We start from the raw sequence: 23095 nt of genomic DNA on the forward strand, positions 1-23095 counted from the left end.
AACAGGAAAAAGCCAAACTAAAATTTTTAGTTTGGCTTTTTTATTCAAAAAAATACAACTATTTAATCTAGTATTATTTTCTTGCTTGTTGAACGATTATCATTCATCAATTTCAGAATATACAATCCTTTGGCTAAATCTAAATCAACATAATCATCAATAGATTCATAATGTTTCAAAAGTTTGCCTTCAATAGAAAAAACTTCAATTTTAGTATCTCCTTTCAAACCTGCAAAATAAACTCTTCCGTTAGTAGGATTAGGATATATTATTACCTCAGATAAGCCATTATCATCAACACTTAACGATTGGTCCCAAGTATCCCCAACATTTGTTCCCCAAATATATTCTACCATTAGTGGCTGGTCTATAAATGGATTTCTATTCTTCTGCCAATTATAAACGATATTATTTCTATTAATTTCAAAATCATCTGGCGGATCATTTCTGTGCCAATCCAATAAAGTTGCTAAGTCACCTAATTGCCCAGTAGTATTTGGAAAACCATTAACTACTTCTAATCCGTTGTATCGAATCTCCATATATAACACGCTACGTGCTACATCACCTCTAAAACTTCCCAAAGTTCCTGTTGGGCCAACATATTGTCCATAATGCTGATTTCCACGAGAACTATTCTCAGCTGCATCCGCTGCTCTCAATGCATGAGCATCTGAATTTCCATGACGAAGCGAATCTGCTTTGGTTGTCCAAAATATGTCTATTCCATCTGCTATTTCATCGTCTTCAATATCAAAAAAACCACCTCTAGATCGCGGAAATGTATGTTCTCTGTTCCACTTACCTGTATTATCAGAACTTGTTTGAAAATCTAGTTTTGGTCTTCCTTCTTCAGAATACACTAACCAAACCTGGTTACTATTAAGCGGATTCTGATCAGCTTCTTTTAAAATATCAGTAACGTCTGCATAAGTTTGCGCTCTAACCGTTGTAGGATCAGAAATAATATCCTGTAAAGCTTGTCTCAGAGCGGTATCCGCAAGACCATCCGTGCTATCATAATAACCAATTGGTTGTGTACTTTGCACAATTCCTGTTGTTGGATTAACTGGTGTTCCCCAAGCAGCCATTGTAAAATCGTTGTCAACAACTCTTACTTCAACAAAATTATTAGAAGGCACCAATGGTTCCACTAAATCTAAGAACTGTACTTCTAAAACCTCGTCACCTTCATCTGTAGTATCATCAACTAGATTAATAGTAGTACTTGTAGAATTTGATCCAGTAGAAATTATTAGACTTAAATTTCCTGTAAAATCTGAAGTATCGAATCCAAAATTATCTAAACTTATAGTAAAATTTAAATCTGAAGAAACATTGGTTTCAGAAGTAAAAGTGATATCAAAAGTATCACCTTCTCCATACTCAGTTTCTACTACTGAAATTGTAACTGGATTAATATCGCTTCCGGAACCATCATTTTCGCGTCGCGGAGTTGGTGTAGCTGCAGAAAATGACTCTACATCCATATTATCCACAAATCGCTGTATAGATTTTGGATTGGCATTAGTACCATTATCATTGTATTGCGTGGTTTCTCCCATCAAAGCCAACAAAGCTGTGTCATCAGAATCATTAGTTCCATATACCATAGCATCTACTAAATTGGTCTGTGTGGCTAAAGTACCTTCTGGAAAATCATTGATGGAAGCTAAATATAAGCCTACTGCATCTGCTCCATTCTGAATTACATTTTCTGAAATTAATAACTGAGGGAAAGGAGATACTCCTCCGCTACCTATTAATAATAATCCATTATTATCTGTTGTGTAACCATCCAAATCAATAACCATGTAACTAGAATCTCCTCCGCTACTTGAGCCATTAAAGAAAACTAAAATGTAACCATCTGTAGAAAAATTTGGAGTCTCAGACTTTAACTCCACAAACTCGGCAGTATCTGTACTTGGGGAATCTGCGTCTAATTCATTAATCACTATAGTTTGTGACCAACTCATTAGTGATATGAAAAATACAATACTTGCAAAAATTCTGTTCATCTTCTATTTTTTTTACAAAGATAGCTTTAAAATTAAGTACTACTGTAAGGTCAAAATTAATTACAAAAAATAGCGCAAACAGAATATGATATTTATCACATTTTAATTTCGAAAAAAGATGAAAAGCTAAAAAACAATCATTTTAATGATGAAAAGCCTCTACGATTATCAAATCCACTTCCAAAATGCCCTATAAATATATCAAATTCATATATAAAATTGAATTAATTATTACAAATAGTAACTAAATTTAAGGCAAGTCACATTTTATTAAAACTATTATGATTTTTATACTTACAAATTCATATTCAAATTCGTTGATTTATATAAAAACATTTGGAGAATTATTCGTTGCCGATATATATTGAAAACTCAATCAAGTAAACGAAGTAATTTATTAACCTCTAAAACCAAAAAATTATGATGACATTAGCAAAATTGATTATTGATATTATATTTTCAATATTCTAAATTAAAACCAAACAACCAATCAAAAAAATGTAAAACTTAGTTCTAGAATAAGTTTTACTATTTTTGTCACTAAAGTGACATTAGACAAAAGTTTAAATGAGCTTTTGTAACAAATCCAAAACATGAAGAAATCTATCTTTAAGCTTATCGCAAAAGCTAATAAAGCAATTCTTCCCAGTTATTCCAAAAAACAATTAGATCTTAGTAAAGCCACTAAGATTCAACTTGCTATAATAGGTTGGCGAGTGTATATTACCAAAAATGCGCTCTAATAAAAAAAGACTACCAAAAGGTAGCCTTATTTTTAAAAATATTAACTATTCTATTAAAACCTTACTGACAACATAGCTCTCATAAAGAAAGGTGTACCTGGAGTAAAGGTTATTTCTTCTACTGGATCAGTTTCATTAAATAAACGCGTTTCTGTTGCAAATTGTGTTTCGTTCCACTCTACATCGAATAAATTTTCTACGATTAGACCAAAAGACCAATTTTTTGCGAAATTGTAATTCAAGTTCAAATCGGTAACTAAATAGCCCTCAGCCACGATAGAATCATCTTCATTCGCTGGTCTATCATCTACATACCTGTAGTTTAAACTTCCTGAAAACTTTCCTAAATCCCTAACTGTAATACCACCAACAGATGTTAAATCTGGTGCCAAAGGAATAAAATCTTGTCCATTAGGCTCTTCTGTGCTTCTTGCTATTGTATAATTGATATCACTATTAATAAATAGCCAATCATTAATTTGATAACGAAATCCGAAATCAACACCATAGCGCTTTGTTTTACCACTCGGTTCCACAATACCTGCATCACCAACGTAAACAAACTCCTGCTCTAAAAACAAGCTCCATAATGCGGCATTAACAACCAATCTATTAGCTGGTTTCCATATCGTACCTAAATCCGCTCCAAATGCCGAAGGCAATGTTTGTTCTCCGGTATTTGCCGTAACCACCCTTGCATCGTTAGAGTGAAAACCATAACCAAGTTTACCGAATAATTGTAAATTTTCAGAAGCCGTGAATATTGTATTAAATTTCGGGCTAATAATAACATCATTTTCACTCAAGGTCTCAAAGGAATCTGCTAAGAAATCCACATAATTAAACTTAAAATAATCTAATCGAAGCCCTGGATTAAATTTCCATTTCTTCGTTTTTAGATTGGCACTTAAAAAAGCATAACCGTTAAGCTCATCGATATCACCAAATGCTATTCTTTCTAAAGTCTCACGTCTATTCCTAGTTTTTGATAATTCGACATCATTATTATCATCGTATCTAAATCCTAAACCAGCATCAAAATCAAATTGCATGTCGTGATTATCTAAATGAAAATCGCGACTATAAACTGATTCTGCACCTGCAATAAGACGATTTTCTTTCTGCTTAATTTGATCACCATTAACTGGATCTTCTAGAAAGAATGTAAAGTTGGAATACAACTCAAATCCGTATCTCGATAAAAAGGCTTTAGACTTAATGCTTTGGTGCTCGTCTAATTGCTTTTTGTGATTTACCCATATGTTAGATCTACTCGTGTTACCACCCTCAGTATCGTCAATAGCACCAAAGCGACCTATGATTCCTTGTTCAACAGCTCTTGTAGGAATCTGACCAGAAGCATCCCAACGACTTTGAAAATGCGAAATGGATAAAGTTAATTCTTCATCTTCATAATTATTAAAGTTGTAGCGTCCCAATATATTGAAACGGTTAAAATTTTGAGGTGAATTAAAAACACCATCAGTAAGCACTAATTCTGATGCAATGAATGTATTACTATTCTCAGTATCTGAGATTTTAAACATATTTACATTTCTAATCGTATTAAATTGACCCACCTCTAGTTTTACCAAATTATCATCAATCTTCTTTTTGGTGTTTAATTCTACATAACCAGCGGTATTAAAGTTACCTACATTAGCATAATAAGGTCCTTTAGCAAAGTCTATATTATCAATAGTTTCAGGAATAATAAAGTGCATATCCGCATAACCTTGTCCATGTGCATGAGATACCATATTAACAGGTAAACCATCGGTAGAGATAGTGATATCCGTTCCGTGGTCAATATCAAAACCTCTTAAAAAGATTTGCTCGGCCTTTCCACCGCCTGCATGTTGGCCAATAATTAATCCTGGCACTTTTCTCAAAATTTCCTGTGCAGATTTTATCGGATTAGTTTTAATATCTACATTGACATATTCCGTTAATGCGTTTACCTTAGATACTAAAACGACTTGATCTAAAGATACTGAGGATTCGACCAAGATAATGTTAACCGTTGCGTCCAATTGATCTTCTGTAATTGTAATTTTTTGTTTTTCGTAACCTAAGCCACTTATAATTAAGACATCTCCAACTGAGATATCATCAAGTTCATAATAACCAGCTACATTGGAATCTGTAAAACCACCTGTGTTTTGGTTATATACGTTTACGCCCTCTATTGGCGTTTTCTTTTCGTCTGTAATTCTCCCATTTATTTCATGGGCAAAAATATTACCGCTTAGTGCCATAAACACTAAGCAAAATAAAATCTGTTTCATAACTTATTTTTTATTAAAACTTTAATGTGATTGTAATTTTTTCAACGCAGATAAATCAATTTTAGTCAAAGATTTACTGCCCATAGTTATATGGGTTTAATTGAAAACTAAATATTTTAGAAAAGAAGAAATCATCAGAAATCTAGATTTCTTCCTCGAGAAGAAGTTAAACTTTGGGAGGTCGATATAACTGTTCTAAATATCCATTTTTGTAGAATATATGTGTTATCCAAAATTCAGGCTTATCCATCTTAAAAGAATTTTGAAATATAAAATTGTACTTACTTGAAGTAATATGCTTATTTAATTTAAAATCTACAGTGGTTGTTTCTCCATTATGATTTTTATTATCATTCGATTGTTCATCAAAAATTTCATCTAAAAAATCTAAAACTTTGTGCTGGTGATTTAAATCATGGTTACCAACATTAGTTCCCGATTTTAATTGATTTACATAATCATTGTTATCAACCTCATCATGCTGAAGTATATAACTTGGAATTTCGAGATTATGAGAAATAGTATGCAAAATACTTCTTAATGGTAATTGTGCTAGTCCTAAAATATAGCATAGCGTAATCGTCCCAGCGATTACTCTGAACAAATTATGCTTAATACTATTCTGTCTATAAAACTGCATCTATCTATTCGGTTAATAAGTTTATGATGGTTTCTTCAACATACTTTGCATAAGAAGCTACAGTAGGATATATAAAAATTTTATCGAGTGGATTTTCCATTTCTAGAGTATCATTTAATACACTTGTAATTCGCATTGCTAATAACGAGTGTCCACCCAGTGCAATAAAATTATCATGGATACCTATATTCTCTACATCTAACATTTCTGACCAAACCTTAGCTATAATTTCTTCAATTTCATTTGTTGGCGCAACATATTTTGTATTCGATTCGAATTGAAAATCACTAGACTCACTTAATTTTTTACGATCTACTTTAGCATTAGGAGTTAATGGAAACTCTTCTAAATATTTAAATTGAAGCGGTATCATGTACTGTGGCAACTGCTTCTCCAAATGACGTTTTAGTTGTGATGCTTCTACTTCAGAATTCCCTCTGTAAAATGCAACCAACTGACCTATCTTTTTTAAGCTATTACCACTATCAATAACAAGAGCTACAGCTTCTTTCACTTCTTCGTACTGCTCTAAAACACTTTCTATTTCACGCAATTCTATACGATGCCCATTGAGTTTTACTTGATTATCTTTTCTTCCGAAAAACTCATAATCTCCATCATTATTAAGTCTTACTAAATCACCAGTATTGTATAAAATATCTAAACTTAAATATGGGTTTTTAATAAATCTTTCTGAAGTTAGCTCTGGGCGTTTAACATAGCCTTTTGCTACACCATATCCTCCTAAATACAACATCCCAACAACTCCTCTTGGCACAGGGTTTAAGTGATTATCTAAAACCAAAACAATGGTATTATATATAGGAACTCCAATAGGTACAGAAACTGCCTCATGAGTTTCGATATTGAATTTTGTAATTATGCTACCAATAGTAGCTTCGGTAGGTCCATAAAAATTATAAATTGATAAATCTTTATGGTATTCGTTCTGAATTTTATTTGCTAAATCCGTTTTGAAATCCTCACCAATAACGATAACATTACGAAGTTTTGATTCTGAATGTCCTTTACCTAAAAATAATAGTAAATGTGAAGGTGTTAATATGATTGAATCAGCTTTGTCGTCTGACAACATTCTAATTACAGAAGTATCTGGCCCTTTTTCATCTTCTTTATAGACTATAATTTCACCAGCATGATATAGCGGTAAGAAAATAGCGGTATATGTAATATCAAAACTAATCGACGTGCAGAAAGCAAACTTGGTATGTTCTCCCCAATAATCATTACACCAAAATAAGTAATTAGATAAATTATTGTGAGTCACCATAACGCCTTTTGGTTTTCCGGTCGATCCAGAAGTATATAAAATATAGGCTAATTGGTCTGGACTACTCTCAGGTAAAGTAATAGCAACATCTGGATTTTTTTGTTTCCAAGTACCATCACTGAGATTTAAAATTTGAATATTATTATTTTTTAAATTACCCTCTAGTGAAGTCGTTGTAACTACTAATGAGCAATTAGAATTTTCAATGATATAGCCTATACGCTCTTTAGGTTGATCTGCTGCAATTGGCACGAAAACAGCATCTAATTTTAATATCGCTATTAAAGAAATAATATAATCAGCAGAACGATACAAATGCACTCCTACACGATTACCAGAAGTGACACCTCTTTCTTTGAGTGTATGAGCTAGCGCATTAGATAAGTTATTAACATCTTTATAAGTATAGGTTTCTAAACCGTTTCTAATCGCAATTGTATCAGAATTTTGTTCAATAACACCTGCTATCTTATCCATAAAAGAAGGATAGTCATCATTAAAAACCACAGTATTCAGCTGGTCTTTAATTGTTTCTTCATTTATGATAGTTGGCTTATCGATTAACTGTGTTTCATCCTTTAAAAAAGCATCAAAAAGCGTTAAGAAATGTGTCGGTATTTTTTCTTGAAGTTCATTATTGAATACAGCTGTATTCAAATCAAAAAACAATTCCATGTCACCTGTACCATCCATATCGTAAACAGTACATCTCATATGATGAGAAGCATCGCAATGATTAGGATGAATCCATTTTGATATTGTTGGACTTCCATTAAAATCTGAAAAACTAGCTTTGATATAATTTAATACGACATTAAAACCACGACTTGCCTCTGCACTCGCCATTCCTGGTTGCGCATGTCTTAAATATTCATTGGTTTCGTTTCGTACTTTGTTGTAAAATGATAAGAAAGTATCTTCTTCTGAAAACTCAGCTACCAGCGGAAATAACTCCACAAACATACCTGCAGTTTTCTTAAACTCATTTGTAACTCTACTATGCGATAATGCTCCTATAGCTAACTTTTCTTCGTTACTTATTCTATTGATGTAAACAAATAATGAAGTTAAAAAGATATTGAAATAGGTTAGGTCTTTGGTCCAGCATCGAATTTCTGGCTTACTAGCAAATTCTTCAAGTTTAGCTATACGCTCTGCACCTAATTTTATTATAAGTCTGTTTGATAATGATGTGATTTCTTTTGGATTTTGTCCATATAAAATCGGTGGCGCAGTGACTTTGCTTGCTGTATCTTTCCAGTATTTGTGCACATCATCCTTATCAATATCCTTGGTTGCGTTTTTTTCGAATTCTAAGTAGTCTCTATATTGAGGTATTTTTAATGAAACTCCATTTTGAGCTTCTAAGTTTTTCTGATAAATTTTAGTGAAATTTTCAAAAAGAATTGTTGAAGAGGTGGCATCGGTAACTAAATGATGAATATTTAAGAACCATACATAATGTGCTTCTCCTATCTTGTATAATATTGAATCAAAAAGAGGCTCATAGAGATCAAAAGTTTTCATGGTTCGCTTTTGTAAAATATGCTCTAATCCATTTATTTCCGAACTTGAAATATCTTTTACTTCTATGTCATAGTGAAATGACTTCAATAAATTCTGAAATGGAATACCTTTCTCTTCTTTGAAAATGATTCTAAAGATATCTATGGAATCAATTAATTCTTGAAATGATTTCTTAAATACAGTTTCATCAATTGAACCTTTAATTTCAAAAGAGTGCGCCATATTATACATAGGACTTAAGGGATTCAATTTTTGTCCCATCCAAAGCAATAATTGACTTTGTGTCAATTCTATATTGGTCTCTATGTAATTTTGTTTCTCTTCCATGTGTGTATCAATGCTATGATACTTTAGCCTTTAAATAATCCGAAATACATGCTACAGTCATAAAATTTTCAATAACCATATCTTGAGCAGGAATTTTTAATTCAAACTCTTTTTCAATAAAACTAACGAGTTTCATCATGCCTAGTGAATCGACTAATCCACTTCCTAATAAATCATCTTCTGCGTCTATATCAATAGCTTCAGAGCTCACGATGAGTTCGTTTTTAATATAATTTATAATTGTTTCATCCATTATAGTCTTCTGCAATTTTTGTTTTAATCTTATTTCTATCTACTTTATCCGAGGTTGTTCTAGGAAATTCATTCATTATATAAATCTGCTCAGGAACTGCATATTTTGGTAAATTATCTGCACAATGTGCTTGCAACACTTTTACATCAACAATACTTCCATCCGTGTTTAATAAAACAACTGCGGTTATAGTATCTCCTGAATCATTTTCTTTTTTTTCCACATAAGTTATGGCCTCTCTTACATTTTCATGTTTTATGAGCTGCGCTTCAACCTCATCTAATTCAACTCTATAACCTCTTATTTTTACTTGTCTATCGTTTCTTCCTACGAAAACTAAATCTCCATTTTCATTCTCTTTTACAACATCTCCAGTCTTAAAAAACACATAATCATAATCTGACAAAATAGACTCTCTATATAATGATTGTTCAGTCAATTCATTATTATTCCAATAACCCAGCATCATGGTTTCACTTCTAATTGCCAAAATACCATGAAGCCCTTTTTCAACTGGCATATCTTTATTATCTAGAATACGGTAATCTGTGTTTTCCCAAACTTCTCCGAGAGGTAAATCGTTTTCGATCTTATAATTTTTATCAATATTAAAATATGTACACTGATTCACTTCGGCAGGACCATATACATTTCCAAACATAGCCTGTGGCCATAATTCTATCAATCGCTTTAAATATTTTTTTGGAAAAACCTCACCTCCAAATAATACCCATCTTAATGACGACATATCTTTTTCCTCTAAAAGTCCTTTTGATAGTAATTGTATTAATGCTTGAGGTGCAGAATACCAGATAGTGATTTTTTCTTTTTCCATTAACTGCGATAAACTCGCTGGTAATTTCGTATGAGCATCGGATAGAATTACTGTTGTGGCCTCCGCTAATAGTGCTGTGAAATATGCAAAAGTTGAAATGTCGAAGTGTAATGGAGCATGGCTCGCAACAACGTCATTTGCACGAACATTATAAACTTCTTTAGATCCTTTAGCGTAAGCTAAACAGCTATTGTGCGTATGCATGATGCCTTTTGGCAAACCTGTTGAACCAGATGTGTACATAACATAAGCCAAATCTTTCCCTAAAATTCTAGGAAAAACAACCTCTGTACTATTAGTTTCAAACACCTGTTTCCAAGGTATTGTTTTGACTTCCAAATCTTTTTCTAAACCAATCACAGTCTTCAATGAAATTGGCTCTTTTGTTATGCCATCAATAGCTCTAGATTGTGTCGGAATTGTTATTAAATGCGCGATATCACAATCATTTATCAGAAATCTTGTGCGATCTTTAGGTACTGAAGGATCTAGCGGTACAAATACTCCACCAGCCATCGTAATTCCATAGACTGCAATAAAGGACTCTATACAACGATTCATATAAATACCTACGCGATCTCCCTTTTTTAAATTGAGCTGAAGTAATAACGTCGCTAATGCTTTTGCTTTTTGTTGTAAGTCTGAATAACTTAAAGACTGAGACATATACTTAAGTGCTTCCTTTTCAGGATGCCCTTTCACCGCATTTTCTAATATTTTAGGGATAGTATAAATCATTCTAGTAGATTATTTAGAAAATAGCATTTGTGATATTATATTTCGCTGTATATCTGATGTGCCAGCATAAAGTACTCCACCTACAGCATCTCTTAAATCTCTTTCTACTTCATGTTCAGTTAAAAACCCGCTTCCGCCATGATTTCTTATCGTATCTAAACTAGAAGCTATAAAACTTTCACTTAGTTGCAACTTTAAAAGTGCCGCATCAAGCATTGCAGAATCTCCTTCGTTTTTAAGCCATGCGACCTTATATAGCAGTAATCTTGATGTTTCTAAACGTAATTTCATATCTGCAATACGATTAGAAACAGATTGAAATGTGCTAATTGACTTGCCAAACTGTTGCCTTTTTTTTACGAAATCTATACTTGTTTCTAGCTGACGTTCCATTGCTCCAAGTTGACTTCCAAGGATGCTACACCGATCATATTCCAATGAATAAGATGTAATTGCCCAACCAGCACCTTCCTTACCCAATCTATTTTCTTCTGGTATAAAACAATCTTCGAAAATCAAATCACCAATAGGTACTGTTCTTAATCCCATTTTGGCCTTATTTGGGCTCTGTATAAATCCTTTTGTACCTTTTTCTACAATGAAACCTGTAACTCCCCATTTTCCTACTTTAGGATTTACATTTGCAAAAACTAGTGCTAGATCGGCTTCTGGACCCAATGTTATTAGTCGCTTTTTTCCATTTAGAATATAACCTCCTTCTACTTTCTTAGCATGAGTAGTCATGCTAAATACATCCGAACCTGCCTCAGGCTCTGTAAGTCCATGTGCACCAATTTTATCACCATTGACCATTGGTCTTAAGAATTTTTCTCTTTGCACCTCCGTACCAAATTCGTAAAGTGGTAATTGAACCGTCCACATTTGTGCATTTAACGCAAAGGCTAAACCATTGTCGTTACAGCCATACCCCAAACCTTCCATGGCAAGGGTGGCTGTAAGTAAATCGATATCCTCAAATTTTCCTCCATATTTTTTAGGTACAGATAAGCCTTGAATACCAAAGTCGGCGCATTTTTTCCAAAGTAGTCTAGAAAAATTCAGATTTTGATCTCTATCTATAGTATCTATATTGAGATTTTCTTTTGCGAAGGCAATTATTTTGTTCTTAAATTCTATTTGATCTGAGGTCCAAGAAAAATTCACTTTAACGTAGGTTTTTACTTCAATTAACTCCTAAATAAACGTAAAAGATACGAATTGTAATAATAGCTAAGACATAAAGGCTTAAAATTCGATTAAGCCACAAAATTTCGGTGTAAAGTTTAAAAAAACAGATATTTACCAACCCATTATAACTATATTTAATACCTATAACATACTAGCTTAAGGATTTATAAGCAATTATTTCTGCATCTGTTTTGAAAGAATTAAAAGATTATTTTATGAATTTCTGGTTTAGAAAATCAGAAGTTAATTTAGAAAAATGGCTAAAGCTTGTTGCTTATTTTTCTTTGGTAATTATACTATACTTTGTACTTAACAAACTTATTCTTAGGCTAACTACAATACCCTTTGAATTTTATTTTGATGATTATCTTTTTATTACTCTTTTTAAAAGATTGATTATCACGTATTATATTCCGGTAATCGCTATACTAGCTATTATTTTCTTGCACAAAAAGCTCTTAGTCCCATGGACTTATTTTGAAAAAGGAATAATTATTCGTAATCTATTACTATATATTGCATGTATATTAACATGGCTTCATACAACACATGATTTTAATTTTTACTTTGATCAAAATTATACATTAGATCGAATTGTATTATTACTGTCATTAATCCTATTTTACTGGCGACCTATTGGTAGTATTCTATTCTTATTCTTTCTTTTTCCATTAGTTGGACAATTAGAAGTTTTAGAAGGATTTTCGCTTTCCACAACTTTCTTACTAACTCGCATTATTATTTTATTTATTGCTTTTTTCTGTATCCATTTAGTCTTTGGAAAATTTAGATTTAAATATTTCGCGTTTATGTTAGGCTGCTTTGTAGCTTCAAATTATATCGTTTCTGGTGCAGGTAAACTCATGCTTGGAGAATGGATTTTCAATGATCAGGTTAATTATCTTTTACCTGCGACCTATGCTAATGGATGGCAATCGTATTTAAACACAGAATCGCTCAATTCATTAACACGGTTTTTAAGTTATTTTAATATGCCTTCAAGATTATTTTCGCTACTCATAGAATGTGGAATGATTGCCTTTTTCTTCAATATAAAATGGGCACGATTTCTACTTATTGGTGCAATTGTTATGCATATTGGAATTTTCTTTTATTCAGGGATTTTCTTTTGGATGTGGATATTGGTACTCATAGGTCTACTATTTATTTTTTCGAAAAAAGTAATTGAAACCCCTTCAGTTTTTAATAAAGCTTACTTCCTTATTGCAATTCCCATTATTTTAGGAGGTAAGTTTTGGATTAATCCGAGTCCTAAGGTATGGTTTGATTCACCACTAAATTATACTTATAAATTTAAAGCGACTCTAGAAAACGGAGAGGGCCATTTACTTCCACCAGATTTTTTCGCACCTTATGATGTACAATTTACGTTTAGCAACTTTAAGTATTTAAATGATAAACCACTTTTAGGTATACATTGGGGAGCACATGCTTCAGAGAAGCTTCATAATTATTTTAAGATACATCGTTCTGATAAAGATATATTTAACTTTGAAAAAACCCACGGTATCATTTATAAAGACCAGGAGAAGCAAATATTTTTAGCAAAATTTATAACTCAATATGTTAAGAATTGGAATGAAAATGCCAAACCTAAAAACACCATTTCTTATCTCAGAGCACCAAGAATACTATGGAATTTTCCACGTAAAGACTTTAATCTCATTGCCCAAACTATTAAGAGTTTAGAAATTATAGAAGTGACTTCTTATTATTCAGAAAAAGAAGGATACAAAGAAATTAGAAATAAAAATGTATTAAATATTTCTATATCAAAACAAAATTCGCCTTTATCAAAAGATTAATCTAAATTATCTGTCATCTGCTAAAGTCCGCTATTCATCAATATCTATAGACAATACTTTTAACCTTCTAAGTTCCCTATATTTTTTTCCATCAAACAATGATAGCTTTTGATACACATTAATTTTTTCAATATCGTATTTACCATCATAAGTATTATCAGTAGGAAAAACTAAACGTTGTGGAGGAGCTGAAACTGCCCTATACCATGGATTAAGTGTTAATCTATAGTTTTTATTTTTCGCAAAGTCCGTCATGTATCTTTTAAACTCCTTAGTTAATCTAGGATTAAATCGGTTCTCTCCATATTTCTTTTCAAAAGCTAAGACTTCTTCTGTTTCTTTAAAAGTTAATAGTTCTTTAACCTCATTTCCATCAAAAGAAACTCCCCAAATAATGTTTAAAGTTGGATGTTCATGTAGAAAATGAAAACCATTAGTCCAGGCCAATTCATAATATTTTGGCCAAAAATAATTTGCAGGTAACTGTGAAGTCTTGCCAGAACTATCCATGACTTCAAAAGAATATGTGTAATTTAATGGAGAATCGTGCCAAACATAAACTGAAGGTCTTAACCATTTTGATGATGTAAATATTAAACAGACTGATAATGCTATATGCCAAATACTAAATGATTTAATTTTTAAAGAAAATATCCCTTTCTTCCATAAAATAATAAGCAGAGTAACCTCTAGTGCAATCCAAGGCCAAAATAGTATGCCTGTCATTACAAATACAAGCGTATGAAACAAAAGAAATCCAAAAAGAAAAAAACGAACAGACCAATTTTTACGAACTAAGATAAGAATACATCCAAACTCCATAACTAGACATCCTATCTTAAGAAACAAGTTGTATTTAGATAAAAAATGAGTCAGTTCAGATAATGTTTCTTGGCTCAAAAAATTGACCCAACCATCCGCGTACATATTGCTCAGTAACAAGTAAATATGATTATCTGACAACCATCCCATTTTTATTTTACCAAATCCTGCAGGAAAGTAGTTTCCTGCTATTACAATGAGTAATAAAAATACAAATGCACCTATCTTCCACTTATGCTTAGGGAATAATAGCCAAACTATTAATTGAGCACTAAATAGCATTAATACTCTTATCGGCAACTCTGTAATGCTCCAATGATTAACCATGAGTGGTTCACCAAAATGAACTAGTATTGGAAATAACACATAAAGAATCAAGAAAAAAGGACGCCAAAAGACGAGTAAAGCCAAAACAAAAACTACTGTACGTTCTATCCAAGCATTCTCAAATAGAAAGTAATTAAAAGGGTAACTAACATGTGCCCAAGACAAAGCTATTATGCATGCACCTACAACTAATCTTAATTTATTTCCTCCTTCTATTGATTTCCAATTTACAGATATCAATTTTTTTCTCCATAACATCAAACCAAACATTAATACTACAGGTATTAAAAGCCAAAAGCTACCTTCAAAAAACTGAGTAGGGGAAACTGCTAAAACGAACTCATTAAAGTTGTTTGGTGCTATTTCTGTTAGGGCTTTATACCAAATATTAAATATGCAAAATATTACAAACAGTAAACCTATTTGTAATAGTGAGGGAAATGCTTCAAAAAGTGTTTTTGGAACTAATCTACTTATGTGCTTTATAATCGATAATTCTTTTAAACTACTTTTTGTCATAAAACAATTAATTGGGTAATGCGCTGAAATAGAATAGATTTTCCGAACTCATAATTAGGTAATATGCAAGTATTAAACTTATGAGTAATTTCTAAAAAGCAACATGACAATAAAGCAAAAAAATTAATCAACATCATAATTTTATCGATTAAATGACCAAAAACAAGTAAGAAAAAAGACAAATATCTAATAGATTGCCCACTTTATCGAAACTATTGCAATAAATATGGCTATTAAGTAAATAAACCTCAACTTTGAGAGAAAAGGCTTAAAAACTTTGAAAAGGTATGGGGATGAAAACACTAATACTATCAGGTAATGATGTTAACAAAATTGTTGAGACTTATGGTCTAAATAATTTGATGGACACACTGATAAAACGAACATCAGACAGCATTAAATCTTACGATTCTGAAAAAACGGAAATACCAATTCGTTCTGGTTTTAATTATGAAATTAACGATCCTGGACTAGTTGAGTGGATGCCAGTACATAAAAAAGGTGATGAAGTTGTTATAAAAGTTGTTGGTTATCATCCTAGGAATCCTCAAAAGTATGATTTACCAACAATACTTTCCACTATTTCATCTTACGATACAACAACAGGTCACTTAAAGGGTTTAGTAGATGGTGTTCTACTTACAGCTTTACGAACAGGAGCAGCATCAGCAGTTGCGTCAAAACTGTTAGCTAAAGACAGTAGTTCTATATTAGGATTAATAGGTTGTGGAGCGCAATCTGTAACGCAATTACATGCCTTGTCTAGACTATTTGATATTAAAAAAGTTCTACTTTTTGATGTCGATGAAACTGCAATGTCATCTTTTAGTAATCGTATAGCAATGCTAGATCTCAGTATTGAAATCGTAGCTTCATCAATAGAAGGCATTCTAAATACAAGTGATATTGTTTGTACAGAAACGTCTATAGATGTTGGTACAGGACCATTATTTAATGAACTCAAAACTAGCGAACATATTCATATTAACGCTATAGGATCTGACTTTCCAGGAAAAGTAGAACTTCCATTAGACTTACTTAAACAGAGTTTAGTTTGCCCAGATTTTTTAGAACAAGCAAAAATTGAAGGTGAATGTCAGCAGCTAAAAGATTCGGAAATAGGTCCTGATTTATCAGGTCTAGTGAAGAATGCTGAAACATATGCTTATGCGAAAAATCAAAGAACTGTTTTTGATTCAACAGGATGGGCTCTCGAAGATCAAATCGTTATGGATTTATTTTTAGATCTAGCTACAGAATTCGGAATTGGAAGAGAAATTGAAGTTGAAAACATTTCTGAAGACGCAAAAAATCCTTACAATTTTATGCTGAAAACTGTTTCAGTTTAATACCTCCAAATAAATTACAGAAGCCTTATTCTTAACTAACACAACCCTAAATGAAAAAGTTACTACTAAAATCTCTATTCGTTTTATTTCTGCTAGCGCCAATGGTCTGCTTAGCACATTTTCCTAATCAAAGTTATATTTTTCTCAGAGTATATGAAACAAATGGTATTGAAGGTCGATTCGAAATTAATGTAAGAGAAATAAATAAAGTTTTTGATCTAAACCTCAGAGACAACGTTACTTTAGAAGAATTAAAACCATATGAAGCTCAATTAAGAGCTTATGTTTTAGAGCATGCCTCATTTTCATCCAAATATGGACCTCATAATATTATTTTAAAGAATGTAGATCTTTTTGACTTTTCTCAAGGAAAAATGGTGCAAGTCTTTTTTGAGCTTGACAACATGGATAAATTACCAGAGCTACTAGATGTTAAGTATGATGTCGTTTACGAAAAAGATGATACACACAGGGGTTTTTTAGTTACAGAATACAGTTGGGCTGCTGGAGTAATTAATGAAGAAAAAAATATTTCTTTGTTCTTTACACCTGATAATGCAAAACAATCATTAGATCTTACTGATACATCGAAATGGAAAGGTTTTGTTGCAATGATAAAACAAGGCATGTGGCATATTTGGATTGGCATTGATCATATTCTCTTTTTGCTAGCATTAATTTTACCCTCCGTAGTTCGCAGAATTAGAAGAACGGGCTCAGAAAATTCAATCGAATCAAAATCCAATGATTGGGTTCCTGTGAAAAGCTTCAAAGATGCATTTTTGTATGTTATTAAAATAATTACATTTTTTACAATTGCGCATACCATAACACTTAGTTTAGCCTCACTTGAAATTGTGAGTTTACCATCTAGACTTGTAGAATCTATCATTGCTTTGTCAATAGGTTTAGCCGCTTATCATAACATAAGACCAATATTTAAAGGTAAAGATTGGGTTATTGCTTTTGTCTTTGGACTTTTTCATGGATTTGGATTTGCTAGCGTATTAGCAGATTTAGGCTTATCAAATGAAAATCTTGGCATATCCTTATTTGGTTTTAACGTTGGTGTAGAAATAGGACAGTTGCTCATTATTGCTATGATGTTTCCAATTCTTTTTCTTTTAAGGAAAAGAAAAATTTACAAGAAAATATTATTTTTTGGATCTATAATACTTATCATAATTTCTTTATATTGGGGAATAGAGCGCATATTTGACATTAACCTTGGTGTAGAAGATTTGCTAAGAAAGATTACGATAGACATCCTTAACGCTTTAGGTTTGTTGTAGATATGAATAAGTAAGTTGTCCCAAATGAAAAAAGAAATAGACAAATCATCGCTTCTTAGCCAATGGAAAAAGCAGAAAAATAAGACGACTGCTAACCCAATTATTAAAGCTCCTGAAGGTGAAACTATTCCGCTTTCAAGAGGTCAACAGCGTCTCTGGTTTCTTCAGCAATTGTACCCAAATAATTCGTTTTACAATCATGCTGAATCTTATACAATTCTTGGTGATTTAAATATCGACTATTTATCAAAAAGTTTCGCCTTAATTATTGAGCAACATAATATATTAAAGTCTTATTTTCCTATTGAAGAAGGCCAAACAACTATAAAGGTTGATACTAACTTCAAGTTTAAAATTAATCGAATTGATTACAGTGAAGATTCGTTAGAAACTGCTAAGCAAAAAGCAAGTGCTTTTATTAGCAAAGAAATTGTAACTCCCTTCAACCTCAGTTCATCTCCTCTTATTCGTGTCTCTCTCTTAAAAATTGCAGAAAAGCATCACATTTTATCAATTAACATTCATCATATCATAATAGATGAGTGGTCTATGAGGCGACTTAGTAATTTGTTGGCTTACTACTACACTAAACTTTCTAAAGAAGAGGTATTATTAGAGTCCGAAGAGTTACACATACAATATCAAGATTTTGCGTATTGGGATCAAAATCGAGAACTTCCAACTAAGCAAATTGGCTATTGGAAAGAGAAATTATCAGGAACAATTCCACAACTAGAATTACCAACAGATTATAAAAGACCGATACAACCTTCGTTTAAGGGAGAACATTATATTTCTAATTTATCTAAAGAAGATTCAGAAGGTTTATTATCGCTTTCTAAAAAAATGGAAACGACTCCATTCGTCGTTACACTCTCTCTTTTCTATACACTATTACACCGGTATACAAAACAAAGCGAGATCTTAATAGGGTTACCTATTACTAATAGAAACCATAAGTCTTTACAAGATTTATTAGGCTTTTTTGTAGACACTGTTGTTTTGCGTACTCAATTTACAGAAGACAATACGTTCTTAGAATTATTATCTAACGTACGTCAAAATACTTTAGAAGCATTTTCTAATAAAGAAATTCCATTTGATTATCTGGTCAAAGAATTATTACCAAGCAGGTCTTTGAGCATGAACCCGTTTTTTCAAGTCATGTTTGTTTATAACAATGAAGATGAAACTGTCAATTTTAATCCTGAACTTGAATTTAAAAAAGAAGAAGACATTCGTTTAAAATCGTCTAAATTCGATTTAACTTTATTCGTAAACGAAAAGGATGGCATGATATCTACCACCTTAGAGTTTGCGACTGATTTATTTAAACAATCAACGATTCAACGCTTTTCTGATCATTTTAATCTTTTAGTAAAAGCCGTTATTGCAGATTCTAATATCTCTATTTCTGAATTACCAATGCTAACCCCAGAAGAGAAAGCTCTATTTAATAAGGATCAGTATACTGTCACTAACGCATTTGAAAATTATACAGGAATACATCATGTCATAGAAGAGATAGCGCAAAATAGTCCTAGTGCTCTTGCAGTAACATTTGGCGATGAATCATTAACATATAAAGACTTAAATGATCGTGCTACGGTTTTGGCTCACGTATTACTTTCTAAGAAAAAAGCAGAAGATAAAATTGTTGGTTTATCTATAGAGCGCTCAACAACTATGATTGTTGGTTTATTAGCTATACTAAAAGCAGGATGTGCTTATCTACCTATCGATCCAGAATATCCTAAACATCGGATTGATTTTATTTTGAAAGATGCTGAAGTAAATTATGTAATAACACAGAATAAGTTGCTTCCAATTTTCAACAATTTTGATGCTGAATTAATTTCTATAGATTCTATTGAAGAAGTAAAAGCAGAAGAATTACCTATTATTTCAAATTCTGATTTAGCCTATGTAATTTACACTTCAGGAAGTACAGGAAATCCTAAAGGTGTCCCTATTACACACAAAAACATTTTGAATTCTACAGCAGGACGTTTAGACTTCTACAATAATAATCCAACAGCTTTCTTATTAATGTCATCTATCTCTTTTGATAGTTCTAAAGCTGGTATTTTTTGGACATTATGCATTGGAGGAAATCTTGTAATTTCAGAAAAACGACTCGAACAAGATATTGAACGTATAGCTACAATAATTGAGGCTCATAACATAAGTCACACCTTAATGCTTCCTTCGCTTTATAATTTAATTATTGAGCATTCAGAAACAACAAAACTCAGTAGTTTAACTACAGTAATGGTAGCCGGAGAAGCATGTCCTATGTCATTAGGTGAAAAACATTTTTCAGTCCTTCCAAAAGTAGATTTGTACAATGAATATGGTCCGACAGAAGCTACAGTTTGGTGTATTGCTCATAAAATTACAACACAAGATATCGAACAAAAAACTATTCCTATTGGTAATAATGTGGCTAATGCAGAGGTGCATATTTTAAATCAAAAATTAAAACCTGTGCCTTTAGGTGTTATTGGAGAACTTTATGTTGGTGGACCAAGCTTAGCTGGTTATTATATAAATAGACCTGATTTAACAGCAGAGGCTTATGTGAAGAATACAGAAGGAGATATTTTATACAAAACTGGTGATTTAGCTAAGTATAATTATAACGGTCATATTGAGTTTCTTGGACGAGTAGATCAACAAGTAAAAATCAGAGGATTTCGTGTAGAACTCGATGAAATTGAAAATACGCTTAATGACAACGAAATGATTAAAAAAGCTGCTGTGATTGTTGAAACAGCAGATCTAAATATACCTTCTTTAGATTCAAATTCAGATATAGAAACTTCGGAACTTGCTAAACTATTAGACACTCATTTATCTACTCAAGACATTGATAAATTACTCAATTCTATTGAACTATTAAATACGAAGGAAAAAGAATACTTATTAAACCAAATCAAATAAGTTATTTGCTATGAAAAGAATTAAAAGAACAAACGCATTTCAAGTCACTTTAGAAATTAAAGACGATAATTATATAAATCCCCCAAAAGTAGCACAACGAAATGCTGTTGTTAATAGAGCACTTAAAGAATTTTCGGCTGAATTAAATTCGCTTAATGAGCAAACAAAAAACTTTGTTCCTGGGGCAACTGCCGCAGATGATAATATTGGTCTTTCAGAAAGAGGTCAGGCACAATTAAGTGCACAAGAAATTATGGAAGATTGGCAAATCCCTTTAATGGAAGCTATGGCAAAAGCAATAGCAGAAGATGGAGGTGATATCTTAGAAGTAGGTTTTGGTAGAGGTGTTTCTGCTGATATGATTCAAAAATATCCCATAAATTCTCATACTATAATAGAGTGTAATGATTTGGTAGTAAAACAACATTTTGAGCCTTGGAAAGCAAAATATCCAACTAAAAACATTTCTTTAGTGCATAGTCTTTGGCAAGATAGTATAGATAACTTAGGCCTTTTTGATGGTATCTTTTTTCATACCTATCCTTTAAATGAGGATGAGTACATGCAATACGTAAATGCTAGCATTACGTTTGCAGAGCACTTCTTTCATCATGCTGCAAATCATTTAAAACCTGGTGGAAGTTTTACATACTTTTCGAATGAAATAGGATCTTTAAGTAGAGAACATCAGCATATGTTATTAAAACATTTTTCCTCTTTTACGATCCATGTCATTTCTTTAAATATGCCTGATGATGTTAAAGATACATGGTGGGCAGACTCAATGGTAGTAATTAAAGCTATAAAATGAGACAAGATATTTTAGAAAATAGATTAAATCAATTATCCAAAGAGGATCATCAATTAATACTTTTAAAACTAAAAGATTTAGTCTCTAACACTTCAGATGCATATACTACTGAAAAACCAAAACGATTGGTTGCTTACATAGAAGCTAACGATACTTTTGAATCAAAAGAGGTAGAGTCGTTTTTAAAGAAGAGATTGCCAGATTATATGGTACCATCTGTAATGCACACTATTCCAAATATCCCTTTACTTCCAAATGGTAAAATAGATCGAAAGAGCTTAAAACCCGTAAAAAAGGAAGATGTACTTAATGAGTCATCGCAAATAAATACCAAGGAATCTCTTTCTGAAATAGAAACACAATTAATAAAAATATGGGAAGATGTATTAAATTTTTCTCCAGTACTTTCCGAAGATAACTTTTTTGAAATTGGAGGGGATTCTATCTTAAGTATTCAAATTATTGCAAAAGCGCGTAAATTAGGATTACAATTAACTGCCAATCAATTATTTGAGTATCAAACTATAGCTGAACTTAGCAAACAGTTATCCGAAAATAAAACTAAGGATGAAAAGGAAGCCTATGATTTCTTGGTTCCTTTGCGAGAAGAGGGAAGCAAAAAACCATTGTTCTGTATCCATTCTGGTGGTGGTCACGTTGTCTTTTACAATCTTTTGGCAAAATATATGAAGCCAAATCGACCTATTTATGCTTTAGAACCTTCTGGTCTTTACGGAGAAAATAAAATGCATGAAAACGTAGTTGATATGACAGTAGATTACATGAAAGCTATTCAATCAGTGCAATCCGAAGGCCCATATAATATACTCGTCTATTGCTTTAGTGTTACAGTTGGTAATGAAATGGCAATAGAATTTTCTAAGCTTGGACATAAAGCCAATATTATAGTTATGGATACAATGGCATCACCTTGGACTCTAAATACACCAATGCGCTTAAAAGCTCGTATGAAATCATTTGTAATTCGTTTTGCTAAAAATCCGTTCGCCAGTATAAAGCATTATTTTGAAGATCGATTATGGCGTATCAAACCATTTCTAGTAAAGTATTTTGGAAATGAGGACACCAGAGATTTAGAACTTATGCAAGAAAATTTAAGAAAAATATGTTTGGCCTACGAATTTAAACCTCATAATGGCGATATATCATTGATCTTAACCGAAAAACCACATCAATCTCTACAACAAGTCATTATAGACTCTTGGAGAGAAATTACAAATGGTGATTTCAAACTTTTTTACACTGATGGAAATCACCGAACTCTTTTTATAGAACCAGATATTAAATTTGTATCTCAAAAAATTGAAGAAGCTATTGTAGAATAAGAAGAGTTC

The 23095-nt window shown here is 32.1% G+C and carries 15 protein-coding genes; 7 read left to right on the plus strand and 8 right to left on the minus strand.

Annotation, left to right across the window (positions count from 1 at the left end; translation table 11 throughout):
• Window positions 1–62: 62 nt before the first annotated feature.
• Complete coding sequence (locus tag Q0822_RS00995) at window positions 63–2021, minus strand: endonuclease (protein ID WP_299119048.1); 1959 nt, start codon at window positions 2019–2021, stop codon at window positions 63–65.
• Between the two features lie 593 nt (window positions 2022–2614).
• Here Q0822_RS00995 and Q0822_RS01000 point away from each other — a divergent pair.
• Window positions 2615–2764 (plus strand): SsrA-binding protein, encoded by a 150-nt coding sequence (locus tag Q0822_RS01000; protein ID WP_299119051.1) that lies wholly within the window; start codon window positions 2615–2617, stop codon window positions 2762–2764.
• 53 nt (window positions 2765–2817) lie between these two features.
• On the opposite strand, the gene Q0822_RS01005 is transcribed toward Q0822_RS01000, so the two are convergent.
• The 6 genes from Q0822_RS01005 to Q0822_RS01030 all read right to left on the minus strand — a co-directional run bounded on the left by Q0822_RS01005 (window position 2818) and on the right by Q0822_RS01030 (window position 11827).
• Entirely contained in the window at window positions 2818–5052 is a 2235-nt protein-coding gene (locus Q0822_RS01005; RefSeq protein WP_299119053.1) for a TonB-dependent receptor, read from the minus strand.
• A gap of 166 nt (window positions 5053–5218) precedes the next feature.
• Window positions 5219–5692: a hypothetical protein gene (locus Q0822_RS01010; RefSeq protein WP_299119055.1), complete on the minus strand. Its 474-nt coding sequence runs from the start codon at window positions 5690–5692 to the stop codon at window positions 5219–5221.
• Between the two features lie 4 nt (window positions 5693–5696).
• Entirely contained in the window at window positions 5697–8837 is a 3141-nt protein-coding gene (locus tag Q0822_RS01015; protein ID WP_299119058.1) for a non-ribosomal peptide synthetase, read from the minus strand.
• Between the two features lie 13 nt (window positions 8838–8850).
• Window positions 8851–9090 (minus strand): acyl carrier protein, encoded by a 240-nt coding sequence (locus Q0822_RS01020; RefSeq protein WP_299119062.1) that lies wholly within the window; start codon window positions 9088–9090, stop codon window positions 8851–8853.
• Window positions 9083–10663 carry an amino acid adenylation domain-containing protein gene (locus Q0822_RS01025; RefSeq protein ID WP_299119065.1) on the minus strand — a complete coding sequence of 527 codons (1581 nt, stop codon included), beginning with the start codon at window positions 10661–10663 and terminating at the stop codon, window positions 9083–9085. The genes Q0822_RS01020 and Q0822_RS01025 overlap by 8 nt, the downstream gene beginning before the upstream one ends.
• A gap of 9 nt (window positions 10664–10672) precedes the next feature.
• On the minus strand, window positions 10673–11827 hold the full coding sequence (locus tag Q0822_RS01030; protein WP_299119068.1) for an acyl-CoA dehydrogenase family protein: 1155 nt from the start codon (window positions 11825–11827) through the stop codon (window positions 10673–10675).
• Between the two features lie 239 nt (window positions 11828–12066).
• Here Q0822_RS01030 and Q0822_RS01035 point away from each other — a divergent pair, with 239 nt between their 5' ends.
• On the plus strand, window positions 12067–13677 hold the full coding sequence (locus Q0822_RS01035) for a hypothetical protein (RefSeq protein ID WP_299119071.1): 1611 nt from the start codon (window positions 12067–12069) through the stop codon (window positions 13675–13677).
• 30 nt (window positions 13678–13707) lie between these two features.
• Here Q0822_RS01035 and Q0822_RS01040 read toward each other — a convergent pair whose 3' ends face one another.
• Window positions 13708–15345, minus strand: a complete 1638-nt coding sequence (locus Q0822_RS01040) for a hypothetical protein (RefSeq protein WP_299119073.1) — start codon at window positions 15343–15345, stop codon at window positions 13708–13710.
• A gap of 293 nt (window positions 15346–15638) precedes the next feature.
• Between Q0822_RS01040 and Q0822_RS01045 the strand changes: the two genes are divergently transcribed.
• The 5 genes from Q0822_RS01045 to Q0822_RS01065 are packed head-to-tail and all read left to right on the plus strand — an operon-like array spanning window position 15639 to window position 23086.
• Window positions 15639–16694, plus strand: a complete 1056-nt coding sequence (locus Q0822_RS01045; protein WP_299119076.1) for an ornithine cyclodeaminase family protein — start codon at window positions 15639–15641, stop codon at window positions 16692–16694.
• 50 nt (window positions 16695–16744) lie between these two features.
• Window positions 16745–17986 carry a HupE/UreJ family protein gene (locus Q0822_RS01050; RefSeq protein ID WP_299119079.1) on the plus strand — a complete coding sequence of 414 codons (1242 nt, stop codon included), beginning with the start codon at window positions 16745–16747 and terminating at the stop codon, window positions 17984–17986.
• A gap of 24 nt (window positions 17987–18010) precedes the next feature.
• Window positions 18011–20929 (plus strand): amino acid adenylation domain-containing protein, encoded by a 2919-nt coding sequence (locus tag Q0822_RS01055; RefSeq protein ID WP_299119082.1) that lies wholly within the window; start codon window positions 18011–18013, stop codon window positions 20927–20929.
• A 10-nt stretch (window positions 20930–20939) separates the two neighbouring features.
• Entirely contained in the window at window positions 20940–21740 is an 801-nt protein-coding gene (locus tag Q0822_RS01060; RefSeq protein WP_299119085.1) for a class I SAM-dependent methyltransferase, read from the plus strand.
• A complete protein-coding gene (locus Q0822_RS01065; protein WP_299119087.1) occupies window positions 21737–23086 on the plus strand; it encodes a phosphopantetheine-binding protein in 1350 nt (449 codons plus the stop codon). The genes Q0822_RS01060 and Q0822_RS01065 overlap by 4 nt, the downstream gene beginning before the upstream one ends.
• The last annotated feature ends 9 nt before the right edge of the window (window positions 23087–23095 follow it).

This window comes from uncultured Winogradskyella sp., assembly GCF_947496485.1.
Taxonomy (GTDB): Bacteria; Bacteroidota; Bacteroidia; order Flavobacteriales; family Flavobacteriaceae; genus Winogradskyella.

Coding starts and splice junctions, on each gene's coding strand:
- Q0822_RS00995 (WP_299119048.1), bottom strand. CDS start 2,021: ATGAACAGAATTTTTGCAAGTATTGTATTTTTCATATCACTAATGAGT.
- Q0822_RS01000 (WP_299119051.1), top strand. CDS start 2,615: ATGAAGAAATCTATCTTTAAGCTTATCGCAAAAGCTAATAAAGCAATT.
- Q0822_RS01005 (WP_299119053.1), bottom strand. CDS start 5,052: ATGAAACAGATTTTATTTTGCTTAGTGTTTATGGCACTAAGCGGTAAT.
- Q0822_RS01010 (WP_299119055.1), bottom strand. CDS start 5,692: ATGCAGTTTTATAGACAGAATAGTATTAAGCATAATTTGTTCAGAGTA.
- Q0822_RS01015 (WP_299119058.1), bottom strand. CDS start 8,837: ATGGAAGAGAAACAAAATTACATAGAGACCAATATAGAATTGACACAA.
- Q0822_RS01020 (WP_299119062.1), bottom strand. CDS start 9,090: ATGGATGAAACAATTATAAATTATATTAAAAACGAACTCATCGTGAGC.
- Q0822_RS01025 (WP_299119065.1), bottom strand. CDS start 10,663: ATGATTTATACTATCCCTAAAATATTAGAAAATGCGGTGAAAGGGCAT.
- Q0822_RS01035 (WP_299119071.1), top strand. CDS start 12,067: ATGAATTTCTGGTTTAGAAAATCAGAAGTTAATTTAGAAAAATGGCTA.
- Q0822_RS01040 (WP_299119073.1), bottom strand. CDS start 15,345: ATGACAAAAAGTAGTTTAAAAGAATTATCGATTATAAAGCACATAAGT.
- Q0822_RS01045 (WP_299119076.1), top strand. CDS start 15,639: ATGAAAACACTAATACTATCAGGTAATGATGTTAACAAAATTGTTGAG.
- Q0822_RS01050 (WP_299119079.1), top strand. CDS start 16,745: ATGAAAAAGTTACTACTAAAATCTCTATTCGTTTTATTTCTGCTAGCG.
- Q0822_RS01055 (WP_299119082.1), top strand. CDS start 18,011: ATGAAAAAAGAAATAGACAAATCATCGCTTCTTAGCCAATGGAAAAAG.
- Q0822_RS01060 (WP_299119085.1), top strand. CDS start 20,940: ATGAAAAGAATTAAAAGAACAAACGCATTTCAAGTCACTTTAGAAATT.
- Q0822_RS01065 (WP_299119087.1), top strand. CDS start 21,737: ATGAGACAAGATATTTTAGAAAATAGATTAAATCAATTATCCAAAGAG.